This is a genomic window from Arachnia propionica, from assembly GCF_900637725.1.
GTDB lineage: Bacteria > Actinomycetota > Actinomycetes > Propionibacteriales > Propionibacteriaceae > Arachnia > Arachnia propionica.
The window spans coordinates 1,203,482-1,223,065 of sequence record NZ_LR134406.1; the positions used below are offsets into that span (position 1 = coordinate 1,203,482).

Sequence of the window (19,584 nt, forward strand, 5' to 3'; positions counted from 1 at the left end):
ATCTACATGGGAATCCTCGAAGGCAAGAACATCCTGGTCACCGGAGTGACCATGGACACATCCATCGCCTACCGCGTCGCCGAGATCGCGCAGGCCGAAGGCGCGAAGGTGGTCGTCAGCAACCTCGGACGGGCCGTCGGACTGACGCGGCGCGTCGTCGGGCGGCTCGCGACCGTTCCGCCCGTGCTGGAACTCGACGTCACCGATCCCGAACACCTCGCGGCGTTGCCCGGGCAGCTTCGTGAACACTTCGGCGACCGTCTGGACGGCATCGTCCACTCCATCGCCTTCGCCAATCCCGAGCGGGCCCTCGGTGGGGCTTTCCTGAACACCGAGTGGAAGGACGTCGGGATCTCCCTGAACACCTCCACCTACTCCTACGTGTCGCTTGCGGTGGCCTGCCGGGAGCTGCTGCACGCCGGTTCCTCCATCGTCGGACTCACCTTCGACGCCCGGGTCACCTGGCCGCAGTACGACTGGATGGGGGTGGCCAAGGCAGGACTCGAATCGGCCAGCCGCTACCTGGCCCGTTACCTGGGTTCCGAGGGCATCCGATCCAACCTGGTCGCTGCCGGTCCCATCGACACCATCGCGAAGAAGGCCATTCCCGGAGCCGAGGAATTCAACGACATCTGGGGACAGCGTGCGCCCCTCGGGTGGGATCCCACCGACACCACGGCCACCGCGAAGGCCGTCGTGGCGCTGCTGTCCGACTGGTTCCCCGCCACCACCGGCGAGGTGATCCACGTCGACGGCGGCCTCCACTCCACCGGGGCCTGACGGGACCCGGAGGGTTTCGCGGGCGGAATCGAGAGTTCTTGCCCGCGAAACCCCCGGTACGAGTAACGTTGGCCGCATGGCAGTGGTGGCAGCGCTCGAAGATGTGACGGTCAGACGTGGAACCTCGATCCTGTTGGATTCGGTGAACCTGAGTATCGGTGAGAACGAGCGCTGGGTGCTGTTGGGCCCCAACGGAGCAGGCAAGACCACACTGCTGTCCATACTTTCCGCGAACCTGTTCCCGACCTCCGGTACGGTTCGCCTGCTCGATGAGGTGCTGGGCCGGGTGGACGTGTTCGAGCTGCGGCCCCGCATCGGATTGACGTCCTCCTCCTTGGCCGAGCGCATTCCCGCCGGGGAACGGGTCCTCGACGTGGTGATCTCGGCCGCCTGGGCGGTGATAGGGCGTTGGCGTGAGGAGTACGACAGTGGCGACGAGGGACGTGCCCGCGGCCTGCTCTACTCCCTATACGTGGAACACCTCGCTGATCGCACCTTCGGGACCCTCAGCGAGGGGGAACGCAAACGCGTGCAGATCGCCCGGGCGCTGATGACCGACCCGGAGTTGCTGCTCCTCGACGAACCTGCAGGCGGGCTCGACCTGGCGGGCCGCGAGGCTCTCGTCAGCACCCTGACCGAACTCTTCCGGGATCCCGGCTCCCCGGCCAGCGTCCTGGTGACCCATCACGTCGAGGAGATCCCCGACGGCGTCACACACTGTCTGCTACTCTCCGGGGGACGGGTGACCGCCGCCGGGCCCTTGGAGGAAACGCTCACCGACGCCAACCTGAGTGCCGCATTCGGCATGGACCTGATGGTAGCCCGCACCGATGACGGCAGGTGGAGTGCCCGTTCCCGCCCCACGTCCCGGGGCTGAGAACGACAAAACGGGAGACGTGTGCAACACCCGCTGGCCCGATGCTGGTTCGTTGACGATAACCTTGGAGGCGTTGGCGACAGAGCAAAGGAGTTCCCATGGCAACACCGAACACCCGCACCGAATCCGACTCGATGGGCACCATTGAGGTGGCCTCCGACCGGTACTGGGGTGCCCAGACCGAGAGGTCGCTTCACAACTTCGACATCGGGCGCGAGACCTTCGTGTGGGGTCGGCCGATGGTCAAGGCGCTCGGCATCCTGAAGAAGTCCGCGGCGCTGGCGAACGCGGAGCTCGGGGAGCTTCCGCGCGACATCGCCGATCTCATCGCCAAGGCCGGCGACGAGGTCATCGAGGGCAAACTGGACGACCACTTCCCGCTGGTGGTGTTCCAGACCGGGTCCGGTACCCAGTCCAACATGAACGTCAACGAGGTCATCTCCAACCGGGCCATCGAACTGGCCGGAGGTGAACTCGGCACCAAGACCCCCGTCCACCCCAACGACCACGTCAATCGCGGCCAGTCGTCCAACGACACCTTCCCGACGGCCATGCACATCGCCGTGGTCAACGAGTTGGCAGCCATGTACCCGCGGGTCCGGAAACTGCGCGACACCCTGGACGCGAAGGCCAAGCAGTACGACGACGTGATCATGGTCGGGCGCACCCACCTGCAGGACGCCACCCCGATCCGCCTCGGCCAGGTGTTCTCCGGCTGGGTGGCCCAGATCGACTTCGCCCTGGAGGGCATCGAGTACGCCGATTCGCGTGCCCGTGAACTGGCGATCGGCGGCACCGCCGTCGGTACCGGCCTTAACGCCCATCCCAGGTTCGGGGCGCTCACCGCCGAGAAGATCTCCGAGGAGACCGGCATCGAGTTCAAGCAGGCCGCCAACCTCTTCGCGGCGCTGGGTGCCCACGACGCGCTGGTGCTGGTCTCCGGTGCGCTGCGGGTCCTGGGTGACGCCTTGATGAAGATCGCCAACGACGTGCGCTGGTACGCGTCCGGACCCCGCAACGGCATCGGCGAGCTGCTCATCCCCGAGAACGAGCCCGGATCCTCCATCATGCCCGGCAAGGTGAACCCCACCCAGTGCGAGGCCATGACCATGGTGGCGACGAAGGTCTTCGGCAACGACGCCACCGTCGGTTTCGCGGGCTCCCAGGGCAACTTCCAGCTCAACGTGTTCAAGCCTGTCATGGCATGGTGTGTGCTCGAGTCCATCCAGCTGCTCGGCGACGCCTGCGTTTCCTTCGACTCCAACTGTGCCTACGGCATTGAACCGAACAAGGAACGGATCCAGGCCAACCTGGACACCAACCTGATGCAGGTGACCGCCCTCAACCGGCACATCGGCTACGACAAGGCCTCCAAGATCGCGAAGAACGCCCACCACAAGGGCCTTTCGCTTCGCGAGTCGGCTCTGGAACTCGGCTTCCTGACCGACGAACAGTTCGACCAGTGGGTTGTTCCCGCCGACATGACCCACCCGAGCGCCGCCGACGAGTGAGGTCGTGACGCCGGGATGCCATTGAGGTTTCCCGGCTGGAGCGATGAATGCGGCTCCCGTCCTCCTTCCCGGATGGCGGGAGCCGCATTCGCCCGGTATCCGAAGGTCGCGATGTGGCAGACTGCACCCCGTGACGCGTTCGAGCACAATCGGCCTCCTGGTGGAGCTGCTCCTGGTTCTGTTGGGGCTGGGGACGATCCTGGGTGGGGACACCAGCCTGGCCCTTTGGTTCATGGCGGCCTGGATTCTTCTGGCCCTGGGATACGTGGCTCTCATGCTGTGGGTCGCATGGCGCCACCGGCTGACCCCCGACAAGGAGATCAATCAGGAACCGGTGCTCGCGCTGCCGCCCTGGCTGGTCTTTCTCCTGGGCTGGACCCCAGTGGTCGCCGCTTTCATGGGTCTGCTCGGCGGGCTCATAGGGCTGACAACACCGCAGGATGTCATCGCCCAGGTACCTGAACAGCTTGAGATCGATGAGCAAACGATACTGAGGTCAATCCAGATCGTTTTTGGTGTTATGGCGATCCTCATGGCCGTTCTTGGCTGGCTCCTGCTGCACCTCAGCTACGCCCGTCATTACGAGCGTTTGGACCACATGTACGGACCGGCCATCAGGTTTCCGGGAACTGCAGATCCCGTGACCACCGATTACGTCTACTTCGCCCTGACCCTGGGCACCACCTTCGCGACCTCTGATGCGACCGTGACATCACGTCGGCTGCGCTGGACAATGACGGTGCACTCGATGTTGTCATTCTTCTACAACGCCATCGTCATGGCCATCGCATTCAAGATCATCACGGGCTGACCGATGCCGCCACATCCCGGTCAGGAATTGTTGTCCTGTGACCGGTTCGTCACGCTATCGGTTGCTGCGTAGCGCTGCGCAATGATGGTGCAGGCTATGAGCTGGAGGGTGTGGAAGACCATCAGCGGGAAGACGATCAACCCCACGGCCTGGCCTGCGAACAGCACCGTCGCCATCGGCACCCCCGTCGCCAGGGATTTCTTCGTGCCGCAGAAGACGATGGCGATCTCGTCGGAGCGGCCGAATCCGAGGGTTCGGGCCAACTGCCGGGTGAAACACAGCATGAACGCCAGGATCACCAGACACAGCGCCAGCATGATAAGCAGCTCCGTGCCGGTTGCGGTGATGCCGTTGTGGCGGAGGTCCCCGAAGGCGCCGTAGACCACCAGGCAGATCACGCCCTGGTCCAGCCACCTGAGGTTCTTGCGGTTGCGGGTCATGAAGTCCGCGGTACAGGGGCGCGAGAACTGCCCGAGAATGAAGGGCAGCAGCAACTGGACCATCACGGCACCGAAGGAACCCCACCCGATGGGGGCGGCGCCCGTGGTTGGCAGCAGGGCCATGACGAGCAGCGGCGTCAGGATCACCCCGAGCAGGTTCGAGGTGGTGGCCGAGACGATGGCCCCCGCGATGTTGCCGCCGGCGATGGACGTGAACGTGATCGACGACTGCACCGTGGACGGCACCAGCGTCAGGAAGGCCAGCCCCAACGCCAGGCCGGGGGAGTACCAGGGCAGGTGCAGCAGGCCCAGACCGATGACCGGGAACACCACGAAGGTGCAGACGAAGATCGTCAGGTGCAGCCGCCAGTGCTTCAGGCCGGCCCACGCCTCGGCCGTCGACAGGCGTGCTCCGTAGCCGAGGAACAGCAGGAAAATCGCGATCTTCGTTGCCCAGTCGAGGACATCGGTGGCCGCTCCGGAGGTCGGCAGCAGGAACCCGACCAGAGCGGAGAGCAGAATGTAGAGCAGGAACGGGTCCTTCATCTTCGACCACACGAGAGAAGAGCCTACAGTTCTTCTGTGAAGCGTTTCCGTCGGAAAGGCAAGCAGATCATGGCAGGGATGGTTTCCCGCGGGACTTTCTTCGCCCGAACCACAAAGCTCCTCCGGCGGCACCGGGAATGAAGGCTGTCAGCCACATGAGCCACCACCAGGGTTGGGGCGCGGGATCACCGGTGGCCTCCCCGAGCGAAACCGAACGCGCCCATGCGACGAAGGCGTCCCCGACGGGCAGCAGACCGAAAGCGAAGGCCGTTCCCGAGCCTGCGGGCAATGGCAGGCCGAGCAGATCGGCCTCCCGGTCCAGGACCGTGGCGAGTTCGACGTCCCCGTGGCGGCGGGCGGCTGCGAGTGTCACCGCGGAGGCGCTCGCCGAGATCCCGTTGACGAGAGGTCCGGAATCCACGTCCCCGGGGGCGTCGACGCCGTGAGCGTGTTCCCGGGTCCCCACCAACCCCAGCGTCGGGGACAGGAAAGCCTGCTTGTAGATCCCCCACTCGCGGGCCGCCCGCTCCGGGTCGATGTCGGGCAGGAACACCTGGATGAGCGACTGCGATGCGCCGCGTGCCCGGGACTCCCCGCGCTGGTGAATCAGCAGCCCGTTGCTCGGATCCCGGTGCGCATCCATCGCCTCGAACCACCGTTTGGTGACGCCGGCCAGTCCGGGAACCTCGACGATCCGGCTGGCCCGGTGCACGGCGGCGAGCGCCACGACGACGTCACAGGGCCACGCCGAACCGGGATAGGACGACGGCAGGGGATTCTCATCCAGGGCCCCCGCGATGGCCCGGGCCTCTGAGGAAACCTCGGCCAGCTGCGCCGCATCCCCGGTCAAGGCGGCACGGTCCACCAGCAGGAGCAGCCGCCACCCGTGGTAGAAGGTCCCGTGCGGCAGCAGATCGTTGGTTCCGAAACGACCGGCGACCACCGGGTTTCCGGTCTCGGCGATGACCCGTTCCAGGAGTGCGAGGTGGCTTTGGGGATCGCGACCCGAACGAGCCAGGTTCCCGGCCGCCAGGCCGGTCAAAGCCCAGGTGAAGAACTCGCCCTCGGGAAACAGCGCTTGCATCTCGGATGCGGCCGACGGCGCCTTCCCGGCCAGCCAGGAAACCTGGGAGGCGACCACATCCGGGCCGCGCAGCCCGGGCAGGGTGGCGCGGCCCAGGTGGACCAGCGACAGCAGGGAGACCAACGCCAACGCCGACGCCAGGATTTTTCGCATCACGCCCCGAGGGTAGCCCGCCGGAGGGGTCGGATGCCTGCGGCTCCTCGGAGGGTGGTGAACGAACCCAGCGATGGCGCCTATATGAGGCAACGCACAAGCGCTATCGTGGCGACCTTGGCGATCGCGGTTTCGATATTTTCTATCATCTCGAACCTGAATACGGCTTCCTAGCGGCGAAAGAGACAGGAAAAGGAGTGGGGGGCAGGGGAGCAAAGTGAGGAGCTGGATCGGGACCTGCTGCTGTCTTCAGAGCTTGCCCGTCGGGCTCGCGAGGTCTTCGGGGCCCCTGACGGCGACAGCGTAATCAGATATCCCGCAGCGGGATCTTTGAGAAAGGAAAGCTCGGATAAAATCGAGCGCTGATTGGCGCCGATTGGATGGCTTCCTTGTGGCAACGAGCGCTCCGAATCGAGGCCCCTCAAGCGTCTCCGCCGCGCCGGTCTCAAGGCGGGTTGGGGGCTGCGATACCAGCCCCGGAAAGGTACCGACCTCGTGGTGCAGCTGCCGTTCAGCCGGGGGTCTGACTGCGGGGTCACGGTCTATGTGATGACCGGGATGGAGACTGAAATCCGATTGTCGGTAAGCTCCTTCTCCGGGTAGAATTTGGGAACGTCGAGTCTAAATTTTTGCCAACCGGATTCGAATATCGCTCTGCTGGACGTGGATCTACGGAACCCCGTGGGAAACCGACGGGTCCTGGGGGTGGATGGCGCTGAAATTCGGCAGACCAAAATATGAACACGCAGGGGGTGGTTGCGAGATGCCGGGGTTCGTTCGAAAAACAAGCGTTTCGTGGAGAATCCCCTGGGGGGTGGCCGGAATCAACCAACGAGGCTTGTTCGCGGGGCGTTGACTGAGTTGGCGCGCCGCCCCGGTGGTTTGTTGGCCTTCCTGTTTCCTGCCGGTCTGCATGACGGGAACGCGTGCCGTGCTGTCGTTGGATCGTGTTTGCATCGCTGGCATGTGGCTGCAAGGCCGGTAAGCCCTCAGGGGGAAGGTGAGAAACGAGGAGGCCGGCGCAACCGGCTCGACGGGGTTGGCGGGTCGATCTCCCGGAGACAGCGCAAAACTCCGCACAAGACAAGTCCTGTCAGAGGTCATTCGTAATATGCTCCGAATGGATTTTCGTTCGCTGATACGCGACCTGTGAACAACTCTCGTGATCTGGTATGAGCGGATAATCATCCATCGCTCAATGCCGAGTCACGGCGTCAGTTATTCATCTTGGAATTCGATCCCGGTCAATGAAGTTTCCGCTACTCTTGCGCGCATGCGCCTCGACGTCACCGACCCCGACGACCCCCGGATGGGTGATTACGTCTCGTTGCGGGATTCGCAGCTTCGGCGCAGGGTGGAGGGGGAGCGGGGGATCTTCATCGCGGAGGGTGACAAGATCATCCGGCGGGCCGCCGAAGCCGGGTGCCGCCCCAGGTCCTTCCTGCTGGCGGCGAAATGGCTGCCCGGGCTGGGGGACGTGCTCGCGGCCCGGCCCGACGTCCCGTGCCTGGTGGCGGACGACCGGTTGATCGAACAGGTGAGCGGCTTCCACGTGCACCGCGGGGCCCTTGCGAGCTTCGAACGGCCCGACGAGACGCCGTGGGAGCCCATCCTCGGTGCCCGTCGCGTCCTGGTGTGCGAGGACCTCGTCGACCACGCGAACGTAGGTTCCATCATCCGCGTCGCCGCCGCCCTCGGATGGGATGCCGTGGTGATCTCCCCGGGCGGTGCGGATCCCCTCTACCGGCGGGCCGTCAAGGCCTCCATGGGAACCTGCTTCCAGGTCGGGTGGCGGCGCATGACCGACTCCGCCACGGACCTGGCCAGGTTCCGGGCCGCCGGGTTCGAGCTGGCCGCCACCACCCTCTCGCCGGGGGCCACGCCACTGACCGGTTACCGGGCCCCGGAGAAGCTGGCCCTGCTGCTCGGCTCCGAGGGGCATGGGCTCAGCGCCGGCTGGCTGGACGCCTCGGATGTCCGCCTCGGAATCGAGATGGCAGCTGGGGTTGATTCGCTGAACGTCGCCACCGCCGCAGCCATTTTCGCCCACTGGCTGCGGCTGTGATCAACCGCTGGTTTCCGGCAGGCCGGGGCGCAGGACGGCTCTCGACGGCGTGGGCTCGGCGGGGGCCGGCGATGAGGGCACCGGGGTTTCGGGGTTCCCGAGCCGGAGGCTCACCACCACCGGGTCGTGGTCGGAGGAGCGATACGGGTCGGGGCTGTAGAGTTCCTGCTCCGCCGCTTTCTTGTAGGTCATGTCGTAGTCGAAAATGTCCGCCTCGTCCGCGTTGATGTGCCAGGCCCGGGCGTCGACGATACTGGTTTCCGCGGCCTGGTTCGCGAGTGCGTGATCCAGATAGCCGGACATGCCGTCGAAGACGTAGGAATAGGCCTGTTCGCCGGTGAACTTCTTCTCCATGTCGGCGTAACCCCCCTCGACGAGGGTTTTCACCGGGTCCTCGTGGTCGTAGGAGTTGAGATCGCCGATGATCAGGGTACGGGCGGCGCCCTGGCCGGTTGGGTCACCCCGGAGCCAGGAGACGAGGTCCTCCGCGGCCTTGTTGCGGGTCTGGTTGCAGTTTCCCTGGCCATCGCCCGTGTCGGGGTCACCTTTGCAGGCCGAACCCTTCGACTTGAGATGGTTGACCGACACGTTGACCAGCTCGCCGGAGTCCTTGTGGCGGAAGGTCTGGAGCAGCGAGGGCCGGTTCCCGGTGTTGCCGAAACTCAGGGTCTCGAAGGAACCGGCCGGTTCCACCGTGGCCGGTTTGTAGACGAAGGCCTGGAAGATGGCGTCGCTCCCGACCTTTCCCGTTTTCACCGCGGCGTAGGTGCCTTCCCCGACCCTGGCGTTGAGGGCCGCCACCAGATCGTCGACGGCGGTTCCGTTGTTCTCGATCTCCATCAACCCGAATACGTCGGCGTCAAGGGCGGTCATGGCCGCGACGATCTTCGCCTGCTGCCGCTGGAACTCTTCTGGGGTGTCGGCGCCGCGGGCCCGGGAGTCGTCCGAGGTGAGGGTGGTGAAGTAGTTCAGCACGTTGAACGAGGCGACCCGCAGGTTTCCCTGCTTCTCCGGGGCGGGGGGACGGGGATTGCTGGCCGTGTGGTCGGCGCCCGCGGTCGGCTGCAACCGGTAGGAACCGAAACTGTAGCCCAGCACGCCGGTCAGGTTCGCAACCTGGTCGCCGGTGCGGAAGTAGTTGTCCCTGGCCATCGGTTTCCCGTTCGGGTGGACGGCGGGAGTGGGGTTCTGGGAGCTGCGTCCGTCGTCGACCGTGAGGCGGTCCGCCTTGTTGCTGGCCAGCAGATCGATGGCGGGCTGTCCCGGATCGACGACGCCGGTCGGGGCCCACTGCCGTTTCGTGCCGTAGGCGATTTCCCCGTAGCGGTCGAAGTCGTGGGAGTCGAGGATGGTCAGGGCCTGCGGAAACCTGAGAAGCATGCCTTCGTGGCGTTCCCAGTCGGTGACCGGCAGGTTCAACTCCAGCGGGGCCACCGCATTGCCGCCGTCCAGTTTCGTCACCGTGGTGGGGGTGATCTGGGTCTGGTCCTTGTACTCGCCCACCTTCCCTTTTACCTGCACCCGGTCCCCGACGGCCAGTTCGTTCGCGCCCTTGTCGTGGACGAAGATTCCGTCGCTGGTGGCCTCATCCCCGTCGCCCGCGTCCTGGATGAACACACCGCCGAGCTGGCCCTCACCCTGGAAATCGCCGGTCACCACCCCTTCGACGATCACGGTGCGGCCCGCGTAGAGACTGGAAGCACCGGGGCCCTGCACCGCGCCGATCGCCAGCCGGGGCGTCTCGTTGCGCGCGGGGACCGCCCAGGATGGCTGAGTGGATGCTCCGAGGAATGCGGGAAGAAGGGCCGTGGCCGAGGCCAGGGCCAGCAGACGGGTTCGGATTCTCATGGTTCGCTTTCGAAGTGGGGCGGCTCCACCGTGGTCCACCATCAACAGTGATTCTTTCAGCTGGCCATGGCGAAGCGCGCATCGCGTCCCGGAATGTGGGTCCCGGCGGTCCGGCTCACTGCTCGCCGGGGCGCGGTGCGGAATCCCGCTTGGGGGAGATCGGCCAGTCCTCGGGGTAACGCCACGCCAGATCGGCCACCTGGGCATCCAGTTTCCGGCGGGAACGATCCGATATGCGATCCCCGAACACGGTGCCGTTCAGATGGTCGGTCTCGTGCTGGAAACAACGGGCCAGCAGCCCTGTGCCGAGCAGCTCGATTTCCTTGCCGTAGGCGTCCTGACCCCGGCAGATGGCCTTGTCGGGACGGGGAACACCGGAGTAGCCGCCGGGCCACGACAGGCAACCCTCCTCGGTGATGTCGAGGTTGCGGTCCTTGCCCCTGGGAAGCTCAACCACCGGATTGCAGACCACCCCACGCTGGACGCGATCATCGGCGTCCGGGCACTCGTAGATGAAAACGGAAACTCCGACCCCCACCTGGGTGGCCGCCAGACCGACCCCCTCGGCGGCCCGCATCGTTGCGAACATGTCGCGGACGAGTTCGTGCAGCTCATCTCCGAACTCGGTGACGGGCCTGGTGGTCTCGTGCATCACGGGGGTACCCCAGCGCGTGATGGGACGGACGTGGCCGCCGGTGGTGAGGTCCTCGGACATCGATCTTCCTGTTCTCCGGTTCGTCGTGCAGGGCAACAGTATGCCCGCTGCCACACTTGACGGCATGGAAGGACCCTGGGGTACGCTGACCGCCGAATACCGGCGCCACCTGGAGACCGAGCGCGGCCTGTCCCAGAACACCATTCGCGCCTACCAGGCGGACCTGGCCGGGCTGGCCTCGGCGGCACGGGTTCCGCCCGACCGGGTCACCCTCGCACACCTGCGTTCCTGGCTCGCCGATCAGGTCGACTCCGGGGCCGAGCCCGCGACCCTGCAGCGCCGTGTTTCCTGCGCCCGGGGTTTCTTCGCCTGGGCACACAGGGAGGGGTTCATCGCATCGGACCCGGCTACCCGGTTGCGTGCCCCCCGGCGGCCACGCAACCTGCCCGAGGCTCCCACCGAAACCCAGGTGGGCGACGCCATCGCGTCCTTGGCCTCGGCCGCCGCCAACGGCGATCCGATCGCGTTGCGCGACGTGGCCCTGGTCGAGCTGCTCTACGCCAGTGGACTACGCATCTCGGAGGCGTGCGGGCTGGGATTGCGCGACGTGGACTTCGAGAACTCGACGGTGCGGGTGCTGGGCAAGGGAGACAAGGAACGCACCGTTCCCATGGGCGCCCCGGCTCGACGCGCCCTCGACGCGTGGCTGGCGGTCCGGGACCGTGTGGCGGTGCCGGGCAGTCCGCCCCGGCTGTTCCTCGGCGCCCGGGGCGGTGGCCTCGACCCCCGGGTCGCCCGTCGCGTGGTCCACGCTGCAACGGCGGCGGGTGGCGCATCCGTCGGACCCCACGCGTTGCGGCACGCCATGGCCACCCATCTGCTGGCCGGGGGAGCGGACCTGCGCAGCGTCCAGGAACTGCTGGGACACGCATCCGTTGCGACCACCCAGCGTTACACCCATGTCACGAACGAAAGGCTCCGGGCGGCCTTCCAGCAGGCCCATCCCCGGGCCTGAGGGGATCAACGAACCAGGGTGAGGGGGTCGATGACCTGGCCGTCCCGCCAGGCCATCCAGTGCAGATGGCAGCCCGTGGAATAGCCCGTGCTGCCGACGTGACCCACCACGGCCCCGGCCTCCAGGACCCGGCCCGCCGTGACCTCGATTCCCGGCATGTGGGCGTATCCGGTGCGGATCCCGGAGTGTTCCACAACCACCCGGTAGCCGTAGCCGCCGTCGTAGCCGGCGGAGATCACCGTGCCGGCCCAGGGCAGGTGGATCGCGGTGCCGCAGGCCGCCCCGATGTCCGCTCCGTCGTGGAGCTTCAGAATCCCGGTGACCGGATGCACCCGCATCCCAAACGGGCTGGTGATGGGGCCGGCCACCGGTAGGGAACCGGGTTCGGGTGTCGGTCCCGGGACCTGGGCGGGCGGAAGCCAGGTGACGGGCGGCGGGGTCGTGCCGTGCGGCAGCAACCGGATGGGCGGGGACTTCAGGTAGAGCATCGGGTCGTGGTAGATGGTGCCGTCGGTCAGGCCCCAGTGCAGGCAGTACCGGGGGTCGCAGTGTGGTGGCCCCGCCAGATGCCCGATCACCTCACCCGCCCTGACCTGGGTCCCTTCGGGAAGCGATCCGGCGACGGGGGTGTAGGTGGTGCGCAATCCGTTGCCGTGATCGACGGAGACCGAGGGGCGACCCGCGACCTCCCCGTTGAAATAGATCTTCCCGACCGCCGCGGAACGCACCTCCTCCCCTTGGTCTGCAGCCAGGTCCACACCGCGATGCCCCGCGGAATAGGGAGAGGTTCCGCCGTCGAAGGGACGCAGCAGCGCGCCCGGAACGGGAGCCGAGAGAACCAACCCCGCATCCGCGTGCGCCACTGCGGGGAACAGGGTCAACGCCAGAAGGGCCAATGGGAGCAATGCCTTCCTCATGTTCTTCACTGTGGGAGGCGGAGCGTGACGACCTCCGGCATCGGGGAAGAGCGTGTCCGGTGTTGAAAACCTCACACATCAGTTGAAAACCTTACGTTCAGGGGCCTAGGATTGGCCGCGCAATCGGCCTGTCCGATTGACGTCGCATGCGCCGCAACGGGAACCGTCGGCGGTGGTGTGGTCCCGGGATTCCGCGTCACGGGTGCCGCCGCCGGGCGCATCAGGAAAGGCCCCAGCGGGTCCGAGAACAACCACCGACGCGAGCTCCGCTCGCCATTGACAAGTGCGGGCGTTGACGCGCCCGCCGTGAAAGGAACGGCCATGGCCGTCGTGACCACCCGTCAACTCCTCGAGTCCGGAGTCCATTTCGGGCACCAGACCCGCCGTTGGAACCCGAAGATGAAGCGTTTCATCTTCGCCGAGCGCAACGGGATCTACATCATCGACCTCCAGCTGTCGCTCAGCTACATCGACAGCGCCTTCTCGTTCGTCAAGTCCACCGTGGCCCGTGGCGGGCAGGTGCTCTTCGTCGGAACCAAGAAGCAGGCCCAGGAGGCCATCGCCGAGCAGGCCACCCGGGTCGGCATGCCGTACGTCAACCAGCGCTGGCTGGGTGGCATGCTCACCAACTTCCACACCGTCACCAAACGGATCCAGCGTCTCAAGGAACTCGAGGGCATGGATCTGACGGACTCCGCCAGCAGCGGCCTGACCAAGAAAGAACTGCTGCACCTCGAGCGTGAGAAGAACAAGCTGAGCAAGACCCTCGGCGGTATCCGCGACATGGTCCGCACCCCGCAGGCCGTCTGGGTGGTCGACACCAAGAAGGAACACCTCGCCGTCGACGAGGCCCGCAAGCTGCGCATTCCCATCGTCGGGATCCTCGACACCAACTGCGATCCCGACGAGGTCGACTACGCGGTTCCCGGCAACGACGACGCCATCCGGTCGGTTGCCCTGCTGACCCGCATCATCGCCGACGCCGTCGCCGAGGGTCTGATCCAGCGCTCCTCCGGCCGCAGCGGCGAAGAGGCCGAGGCCGAGCCCATGCCCGACTGGGAGCGCGAGCTCCTGGCCCAGGGCGACAATGCCGCAGCGGAGGCGCCGGAAACCTCCGAGGCCCCTGCCAAGACCGAGTCCGAGTAATTTCACAAGACAAGACGGGAAACTGACATGGCAATCACTGCTGCTGACGTCAAGAAGCTGCGCGACGCCACCGGCGCGGGAATGCTGGACGCCAAGAAGGCCCTCACCGAGGCCGAGGGCGACTACGAGAAGGCCATCGAACTGCTTCGTATCTCCGGGCTCGCCAAGGCCGCCAAACGCACCGACCGCGAGGCCACCAACGGCATCGTCGTGGGCAGGGACGGGATCCTCATTCAGTTCGCCGCCGAGACCGACTTCGTGGCCAAGAACGCCGAGTTCGTCGGGCTGGGCAACCAGATCGTCGATGCCGTCGCCGCCTCCGGCGCCAAGGACCTCGAGGCCGCAAAGGCCGCTCCGCTGGGTTCTACCACCGTTCAGGAGGCCGTGCAGTCGCTGGCCGCCACGATCGGCGAGAACCTGTCACTGGTGAACGTGGTCAACTACGACGGCGACACCCACCTGTACCTGCACCGCCGCGCCTCCGACCTGCCGCCTCAGGTCGGCGTCCTGGTCGAGTACACCGGCGGTGACGAGACCCTCGTCCACCAGGTCGCGATGCACATCGCCGCCATGAACCCGGTTTACGTCTCCCGCGACGAGGTTCCGGCCGAGGTCGTGGAGAACGAACGCCGCATCGCCGAGGCCACTGCCCGCGAGGAGGGCAAACCCGAGGGCGCGATCCCGCGCATCATCGAAGGGCGCCTTGGTGGGTTCTACAAGGACGTCGTGCTGCTGGATCAGCCTGCGGTCTGGGAGGACAAGAAGACCGTCGGCAACGTCCTGAAGGCCGCCGGGGTCGAGATCAAGCGTTTCGCGCGCCTGGCCGTGGGCGCCTGATCTTGGTCCGGTGAAACGAGCGTGTCCCCTTGGGGGCGCGCTCGTTTCGCTTGGGACGATATTGTGTGCCGTGACGCGTCACCCACCAGGAAGGCAGACCCCATGAACAAGCCATACCAGCGCGTGCTGCTGAAACTCTCGGGAGAGGTTTTCGGCGGCGGGAAATTGGGGGTCGATCCCGTCGTCATATCCGGTATCGCCAAGGAGATAGCCGCGGTGGTCTCCGGGGGCACCCAGGTGGCCGTGGTGGTGGGCGGCGGAAACTACTTCCGCGGAGCCGAGCTGAGCAACAACGGCATGGCCCGGGACCGGGCCGACTACATGGGCATGCTCGGCACCGTCATGAACGCCATCGCCCTGCAGGACTTCCTGGAGAAGGAGGGAATCCACACCCGCGTCCAGTCGGCAATCAACATGGCCCAGGTGGCCGAACCTTACATTCCACGTCGCGCGGAACGTCACCTCGAGAAGGGGCGCCTGGTCATCTTCGGGGCCGGGTCGGGAATGCCCTACTTCTCCACCGACACCGTAGCCGCCCAGCGCGCCCTCGAGATCGGCGCCGAGGTGCTGCTCATGGGCAAACAGGGAGTGGACGGGGTCTACGACTCGGATCCACGCACCAACCCGGAGGCAAGGCGCTACGAGCGTCTGACCCACGACGAGTTCCTGTCCCGGGATCTCAAGGTCGCCGACGCCACCGCCATCGCGCTGGCCCGCGACAACGCCCTCAACATCATCTTCTTCAACCTGTCCGAACGGGGCAACATCGGCCGCGTCGTGCAGGGCGAACCCATCGGGACGTTCGTTTCCCGCTGACAACCCCATTAGGTAAAGGAGAGCGGCAATGATCGCCGACGTCGAGAAGGAAACCCAGTCCAGGATGCAGCAGGCGGTGGACCACGCCCGCGAGGACCTGTCGACCATTCGCACGGGCCGGGCCCACCCCGCCATGTTCAACCGGCTCAACGCTGACTACTACGGGGCGCCGACGCCGCTGCAGCAGCTTGCGACGTTCAACTCGCCCGACCCCCGGACCATGCTGATCACCCCCTTCGACCGCAGCGCCATCGCTGCCATCGAGAAGGTCATCCGGGAGGCCGATCTCGGAGTGAACCCGAGCAACGACGGGAACTCCATCCGGGTCGTCATGCCACAGCTCACGGAGGAACGCCGCAAGGAATACATCAAGCTCGCCAGGGCCAAGGCGGAGGACGCCCGTATCGCCGTGCGCAACATCCGCCGCCACTCCATCGACGCGCTGAAGAAACTCGAGAAGAAATCCGAGATCAGCGAGGACGAGCTGGTTCGCGCCGAGAAGGCCATGGACGTCACCACCAGGAAGTACGTCGAGGCGATCGACGAGTTGCTCAAGAACAAGGAAGCCGAACTCAGCGAGGTCTGATGCCCAACCAGGAGCCAGCCCGGGCAACGCCGACGCCGAAGGCCGGCCGGGATCTCCCGATGGCCATCGGCGTCGGACTCGTCCTCCTGGCGGCGCTGGCCGTCGGGTTGCTGTGGGCTCCTTGGTTCTTCGTCCTGATCTCAGCCGTCTCCCTGAGCCTGGCGGTCGTCGAGATTCACCGGGCGTTGCTGCGCAAAGGGATGCACGCGCAGGTGAAGACCATTGTCGCGGGCACCTTGGTGAGCGTTCTCGGCGCCTATGCGATGTTCCGGTGGAATCTGGGGTTGCCGCCGACCACCTTCGCCGTGATCTGCGTCTGCGGGACGGTGGTCGCCTGCCTGGTGGCTCGGTTGCTGCTGGCCCGCGAAGGTTTCATCCGCGACATCGCCGCCAGCGCGTTGATCATCGCCTACATTCCGTTGATGGGGGTTTTCATCCCGTTGATGATGGCCGAACCCGGCGGCACCCGGCGGATCATCGCGGTGGTAGCCTGCGTGGTGGCCTCCGACACCGGCGCGTACGCCATCGGTAGCCTGCTGGGAAGACACAAGATGGCGCCGCACATCTCGCCCTCCAAAACTTGGGAGGGATTCGCGGGTTCCATCGCCACATCCGCGGTCATCGGGGTGGCGGCGGCTCTCTGGTGCCTGGGCGCTTCCTGGGAGCTGGGCCTGGTCCTGGGATTGTGCATCGCACCCGCCGCGACGCTGGGGGACCTCGTGGAATCCCTGATCAAACGGGACGCCGGGCTGAAGGACATGTCCAATTTCCTGCCGGGACACGGGGGTTTCATGGATCGCCTGGACTCGATGCTGGTGGCCATGCCGATGGGCTGGCTCGTCCTGCGCCTGGGAATGGGGGGCTGACGTGCCGAATCACCTTCCGCTGGTCTTCGACGCGCCCGCTCGCGGCAAGGCCCCGAAACACTGGCTCGACTTCGACGTGCCCGAGCGGCGTGCCGCCATGGAGTCCTTCGGTTTGCCCGCTTTCCGGGCCGATCAGATCTCCCGCCATGTCTTCGACAGCCTCAGCGACGAGGTCACGACCTGGACGGATCTGCCCGCGGCGATCCGGGAGGACCTGGCCGAGCAGCTCTTCCCGCCCCTGCTCACCCAGGTGCGCCGGCTGACCGCCGACCGGGGGCGCACCGTCAAGACCTTGTGGCGGCTGCACGACGGCTCCCTCCTGGAATCCGTGCTAATGCGCTACCCGAACCGCTCCACCCTGTGCATCAGCTCCCAGGCGGGTTGCGGAATGGCGTGTCCCTTCTGCGCCACCGGTCAGGGCGGGCTGAAACGCAACCTGTCGCGGGCCGAGATAACCGTCCAGGCCTTCGCGGCGAACCGGATGCTGGCCGCCGGCGAGGTTCCAGGGGCTACCGGCCGGCTCAACAACATCGTTTTCATGGGGATGGGGGAGCCGCTGGCCAACTACAAGGCGGTGCTGGGAACCATCCGCACCCTGATCGCTCCCGTGCCCGGGGGATTCGGGATGAGCGCCCGGGGGATCACCGTGTCCACCGTCGGCCTGGTGCCGCAGATCGGGCGCCTCGCGGGGGAGGGGCTTCCCGTGACCCTCGCGGTTTCCCTGCACGCCCCCGACGACGACCTGCGCAACGAGATCGTTCCGGTGAACAACCGGTGGAGCGTCGCCGAGGTGGTCGACGCCGCCTGGGAATACGCCCGGGTCACCAGACGCCGCGTCAGCATCGAGTACGCCCTGATGCGCGACATCAACGATTCCATCGCCCGGGCGAACCTGCTGGCGGATGTCCTGAAACGGCGCGGCGACTGGGGTTGGGTGCACGTCAACCTGATTCCCCTCAACCCGACCCCGGGTTCGCGGTGGACGGCCTCCCGCCCGGAGGATGAGGCGGCTTTCATCGCCACGCTCGAAAGACGCGGGGTGCCCGTGACCCTGCGCGACACCCGAGGTTCCGAGATCGACGGGGCCTGCGGACAGCTCGCGGCCCGCGAGACCGCGGGGGTTTGAGATTATTGCCGGATTGAAACGCATTGTTCACAAACCGTGGCTAGGCTTCCGCAGGTCAGAAACTGAAACCAACTAACTAGGAGTCCGAATGGATCAGCAGTTGCAGTCCATCTTCGAGTCCGTGGTTGCCCGTAACCCCGGCGAGGCCGAGTTCCACCAGGCCGTCCGGGAGGTCTTCGAGAGCCTCGAGCCCGTTATCAAGAAGAACCCTGGCTACCTCGAGGACAAGATCCTGGAGCGCATCTGCGAGCCCGAGCGCCAGATCATCTTCCGTGTCCCCTGGGTGGACGACCGGGGAACGGTGCAGGTCAACCGCGGTTTCCGCGTTGAGTTCAACTCGGCTCTCGGCCCCTACAAGGGTGGTCTGCGGTTCCATCCCTCGGTCTACCTGGGCATCATCAAATTCCTGGGATTCGAGCAGATCTTCAAGAACTCCCTGACCGGTCTGCCCATCGGCGGCGGCAAGGGCGGTTCCGATTTCAACCCGCACGGCAGGTCCGATGCCGAGGTGATGCGTTTCTGCCAGTCCTTCATGACCGAGCTGTACCGCCACCTGGGTGAGTACACCGACGTGCCCGCCGGTGACATCGGCGTCGGCGGCCGCGAGATCGGCTACATGTTCGGCCAGTACAAGAGGATCACCAACCGCTACGAGTCCGGTGTGCTGACCGGCAAGGGCCTCGACTGGGGTGGGTCGTTGGTTCGCACCGAGGCAACCGGCTACGGCGTCGTGGCATTCACACAGGAAATGCTGAAGACCCGCGGCGACGCCTTCGACGGCAAGCGCGTCACGGTCTCGGGTTCCGGGAACGTGGCCATCTACGCCATCGAGAAGGTTCAGCAGCTCGGCGGGAAGGTCGTTGCCTGCTCCGACTCCTCCGGTTACGTCGTGGACGAGGCGGGCATCGATGTCGGACTGCTGAAGCAGGTCAAGGAGGTGGAACGCGGCCGAATCGCCGACTACGCCTCCCGCCGCGACAGTGCCGAACTGGGCAGGACCGGTTCGATCTGGGATGTGGCGGTGGATGTCGCCCTGCCGTGCGCTACCCAGAACGAGTTGAACGGGGAACACGCAGCCACCCTGATCCGCAACGGCGTCAAGGCCGTGGTCGAGGGCGCAAACATGCCCACCACCCCCGAGGGCATCCATGCCTTCCAGGAAGCCGGGGTGTTGTTCGCCCCGGGCAAGGCGGCGAACGCCGGCGGTGTTGCCACCTCGGGCCTGGAGATGCAGCAGAACGCCATGCGCGACTCGTGGACCTTCGAGTACACCGAGGAACGCCTGACCAGCATCATGCGCAACATCCACGACATGTGCGCTGCCACCGCCGAGGAGTACGGCGCCCCCGGTGACTACGTCGTCGGCGCCAACATCACCGGTTTCATCAAGGTAGCGAACGCCATGCAGGCATTCGGGCTCGTCTGAGACATCGCGACGTCGCCGGGCCGCCACCCCACGGGTGACGGCCCGGCGACGTCGTTCCGGGACACGGTTGGGGCATCGT

18 protein-coding genes are annotated in these 19,584 nt (G+C 66.0%); 13 read left to right on the forward strand and 5 right to left on the reverse strand.

Features of this window, described 5'->3' with window-relative positions; genetic code table 11:
- The first annotated feature begins 6 nt into the window (after positions 1-6).
- The 4 genes from fabI (at position 7) to EL272_RS05165 (ending at position 3,979) form a co-directional block, all read left to right on the forward strand.
- Positions 7-780, forward strand: coding sequence for an enoyl-ACP reductase FabI (gene fabI, locus EL272_RS05150; protein ID WP_061787144.1), 774 nt, complete (start codon positions 7-9; stop codon positions 778-780).
- A 76-nt stretch (positions 781-856) separates the two neighbouring features.
- On the forward strand, positions 857-1,657 hold the full coding sequence (locus tag EL272_RS05155) for an ABC transporter ATP-binding protein (RefSeq protein WP_014846160.1): 801 nt from the start codon (positions 857-859) through the stop codon (positions 1,655-1,657).
- Positions 1,658-1,755: 98 nt separating this feature from the next.
- Positions 1,756-3,168: a class II fumarate hydratase gene (fumC, locus tag EL272_RS05160; RefSeq protein WP_014846161.1), complete on the forward strand. Its 1,413-nt coding sequence runs from the start codon at positions 1,756-1,758 to the stop codon at positions 3,166-3,168.
- A 130-nt stretch (positions 3,169-3,298) separates the two neighbouring features.
- The gene (locus EL272_RS05165) at positions 3,299-3,979 is read left to right on the forward strand and encodes a DUF1345 domain-containing protein (protein WP_197720300.1); all 681 of its coding nucleotides are present in this window, start codon (positions 3,299-3,301) and stop codon (positions 3,977-3,979) included.
- 20 nt (positions 3,980-3,999) lie between these two features.
- Here EL272_RS05165 and EL272_RS05170 read toward each other — a convergent pair whose 3' ends face one another.
- Together EL272_RS05170 and EL272_RS05175 are read right to left on the reverse strand one after the other, a co-directional pair.
- Positions 4,000-4,965 carry a bile acid:sodium symporter family protein gene (locus EL272_RS05170; protein WP_061787202.1) on the reverse strand — a complete coding sequence of 322 codons (966 nt, stop codon included), beginning with the start codon at positions 4,963-4,965 and terminating at the stop codon, positions 4,000-4,002.
- A 67-nt stretch (positions 4,966-5,032) separates the two neighbouring features.
- Positions 5,033-6,205: a hypothetical protein gene (locus tag EL272_RS05175; protein WP_126409361.1), complete on the reverse strand. Its 1,173-nt coding sequence runs from the start codon at positions 6,203-6,205 to the stop codon at positions 5,033-5,035.
- A gap of 1,270 nt (positions 6,206-7,475) precedes the next feature.
- Here EL272_RS05175 and EL272_RS05180 point away from each other — a divergent pair.
- The gene (locus EL272_RS05180; RefSeq protein WP_061787142.1) at positions 7,476-8,267 is read left to right on the forward strand and encodes a TrmH family RNA methyltransferase; all 792 of its coding nucleotides are present in this window, start codon (positions 7,476-7,478) and stop codon (positions 8,265-8,267) included.
- Here the strand turns inward: EL272_RS05180 and EL272_RS05185 are convergent, their stop codons facing one another.
- Both EL272_RS05185 and def read right to left on the reverse strand, forming a co-directional pair.
- The gene (locus EL272_RS05185) at positions 8,268-10,115 is read right to left on the reverse strand and encodes an ExeM/NucH family extracellular endonuclease (RefSeq protein ID WP_061787141.1); all 1,848 of its coding nucleotides are present in this window, start codon (positions 10,113-10,115) and stop codon (positions 8,268-8,270) included.
- A 115-nt stretch (positions 10,116-10,230) separates the two neighbouring features.
- On the reverse strand, positions 10,231-10,830 hold the full coding sequence (def, locus tag EL272_RS05190; protein ID WP_014846168.1) for a peptide deformylase: 600 nt from the start codon (positions 10,828-10,830) through the stop codon (positions 10,231-10,233).
- Positions 10,831-10,894: 64 nt separating this feature from the next.
- Between def and EL272_RS05195 the strand changes: the two genes are divergently transcribed.
- Complete coding sequence (locus EL272_RS05195; RefSeq protein WP_061787140.1) at positions 10,895-11,785, forward strand: tyrosine recombinase XerC; 891 nt, start codon at positions 10,895-10,897, stop codon at positions 11,783-11,785.
- 5 nt (positions 11,786-11,790) lie between these two features.
- Here EL272_RS05195 and EL272_RS05200 read toward each other — a convergent pair whose 3' ends face one another.
- Positions 11,791-12,702 (reverse strand): peptidoglycan DD-metalloendopeptidase family protein, encoded by a 912-nt coding sequence (locus EL272_RS05200; RefSeq protein ID WP_110644203.1) that lies wholly within the window; start codon positions 12,700-12,702, stop codon positions 11,791-11,793.
- A gap of 321 nt (positions 12,703-13,023) precedes the next feature.
- Between EL272_RS05200 and rpsB the strand changes: the two genes are divergently transcribed.
- The 7 genes from rpsB to gdhA all read left to right on the forward strand — a co-directional run bounded on the left by rpsB (position 13,024) and on the right by gdhA (position 19,505).
- Positions 13,024-13,848 carry a 30S ribosomal protein S2 gene (rpsB, locus tag EL272_RS05205; RefSeq protein ID WP_014846171.1) on the forward strand — a complete coding sequence of 275 codons (825 nt, stop codon included), beginning with the start codon at positions 13,024-13,026 and terminating at the stop codon, positions 13,846-13,848.
- 27 nt (positions 13,849-13,875) lie between these two features.
- Complete coding sequence (gene tsf, locus EL272_RS05210; protein WP_014846172.1) at positions 13,876-14,685, forward strand: translation elongation factor Ts; 810 nt, start codon at positions 13,876-13,878, stop codon at positions 14,683-14,685.
- Between the two features lie 102 nt (positions 14,686-14,787).
- Positions 14,788-15,501, forward strand: a complete 714-nt coding sequence (pyrH, locus tag EL272_RS05215) for a UMP kinase (protein WP_014846173.1) — start codon at positions 14,788-14,790, stop codon at positions 15,499-15,501.
- Positions 15,502-15,529: 28 nt separating this feature from the next.
- Entirely contained in the window at positions 15,530-16,087 is a 558-nt protein-coding gene (gene frr, locus EL272_RS05220; RefSeq protein ID WP_014846174.1) for a ribosome recycling factor, read from the forward strand.
- Positions 16,087-16,953 carry a phosphatidate cytidylyltransferase gene (locus EL272_RS05225; RefSeq protein ID WP_014846175.1) on the forward strand — a complete coding sequence of 289 codons (867 nt, stop codon included), beginning with the start codon at positions 16,087-16,089 and terminating at the stop codon, positions 16,951-16,953. Before frr ends, EL272_RS05225 begins: the two co-directional genes overlap by 1 nt.
- A 1-nt stretch (position 16,954) precedes the next feature.
- Positions 16,955-18,079, forward strand: a complete 1,125-nt coding sequence (rlmN, locus tag EL272_RS05230; RefSeq protein WP_061787138.1) for a dual-specificity RNA methyltransferase RlmN — start codon at positions 16,955-16,957, stop codon at positions 18,077-18,079.
- A gap of 88 nt (positions 18,080-18,167) precedes the next feature.
- Positions 18,168-19,505 (forward strand): NADP-specific glutamate dehydrogenase, encoded by a 1,338-nt coding sequence (gene gdhA / locus EL272_RS05235; protein ID WP_014846177.1) that lies wholly within the window; start codon positions 18,168-18,170, stop codon positions 19,503-19,505.
- The last annotated feature ends 79 nt before the right edge of the window (positions 19,506-19,584 follow it).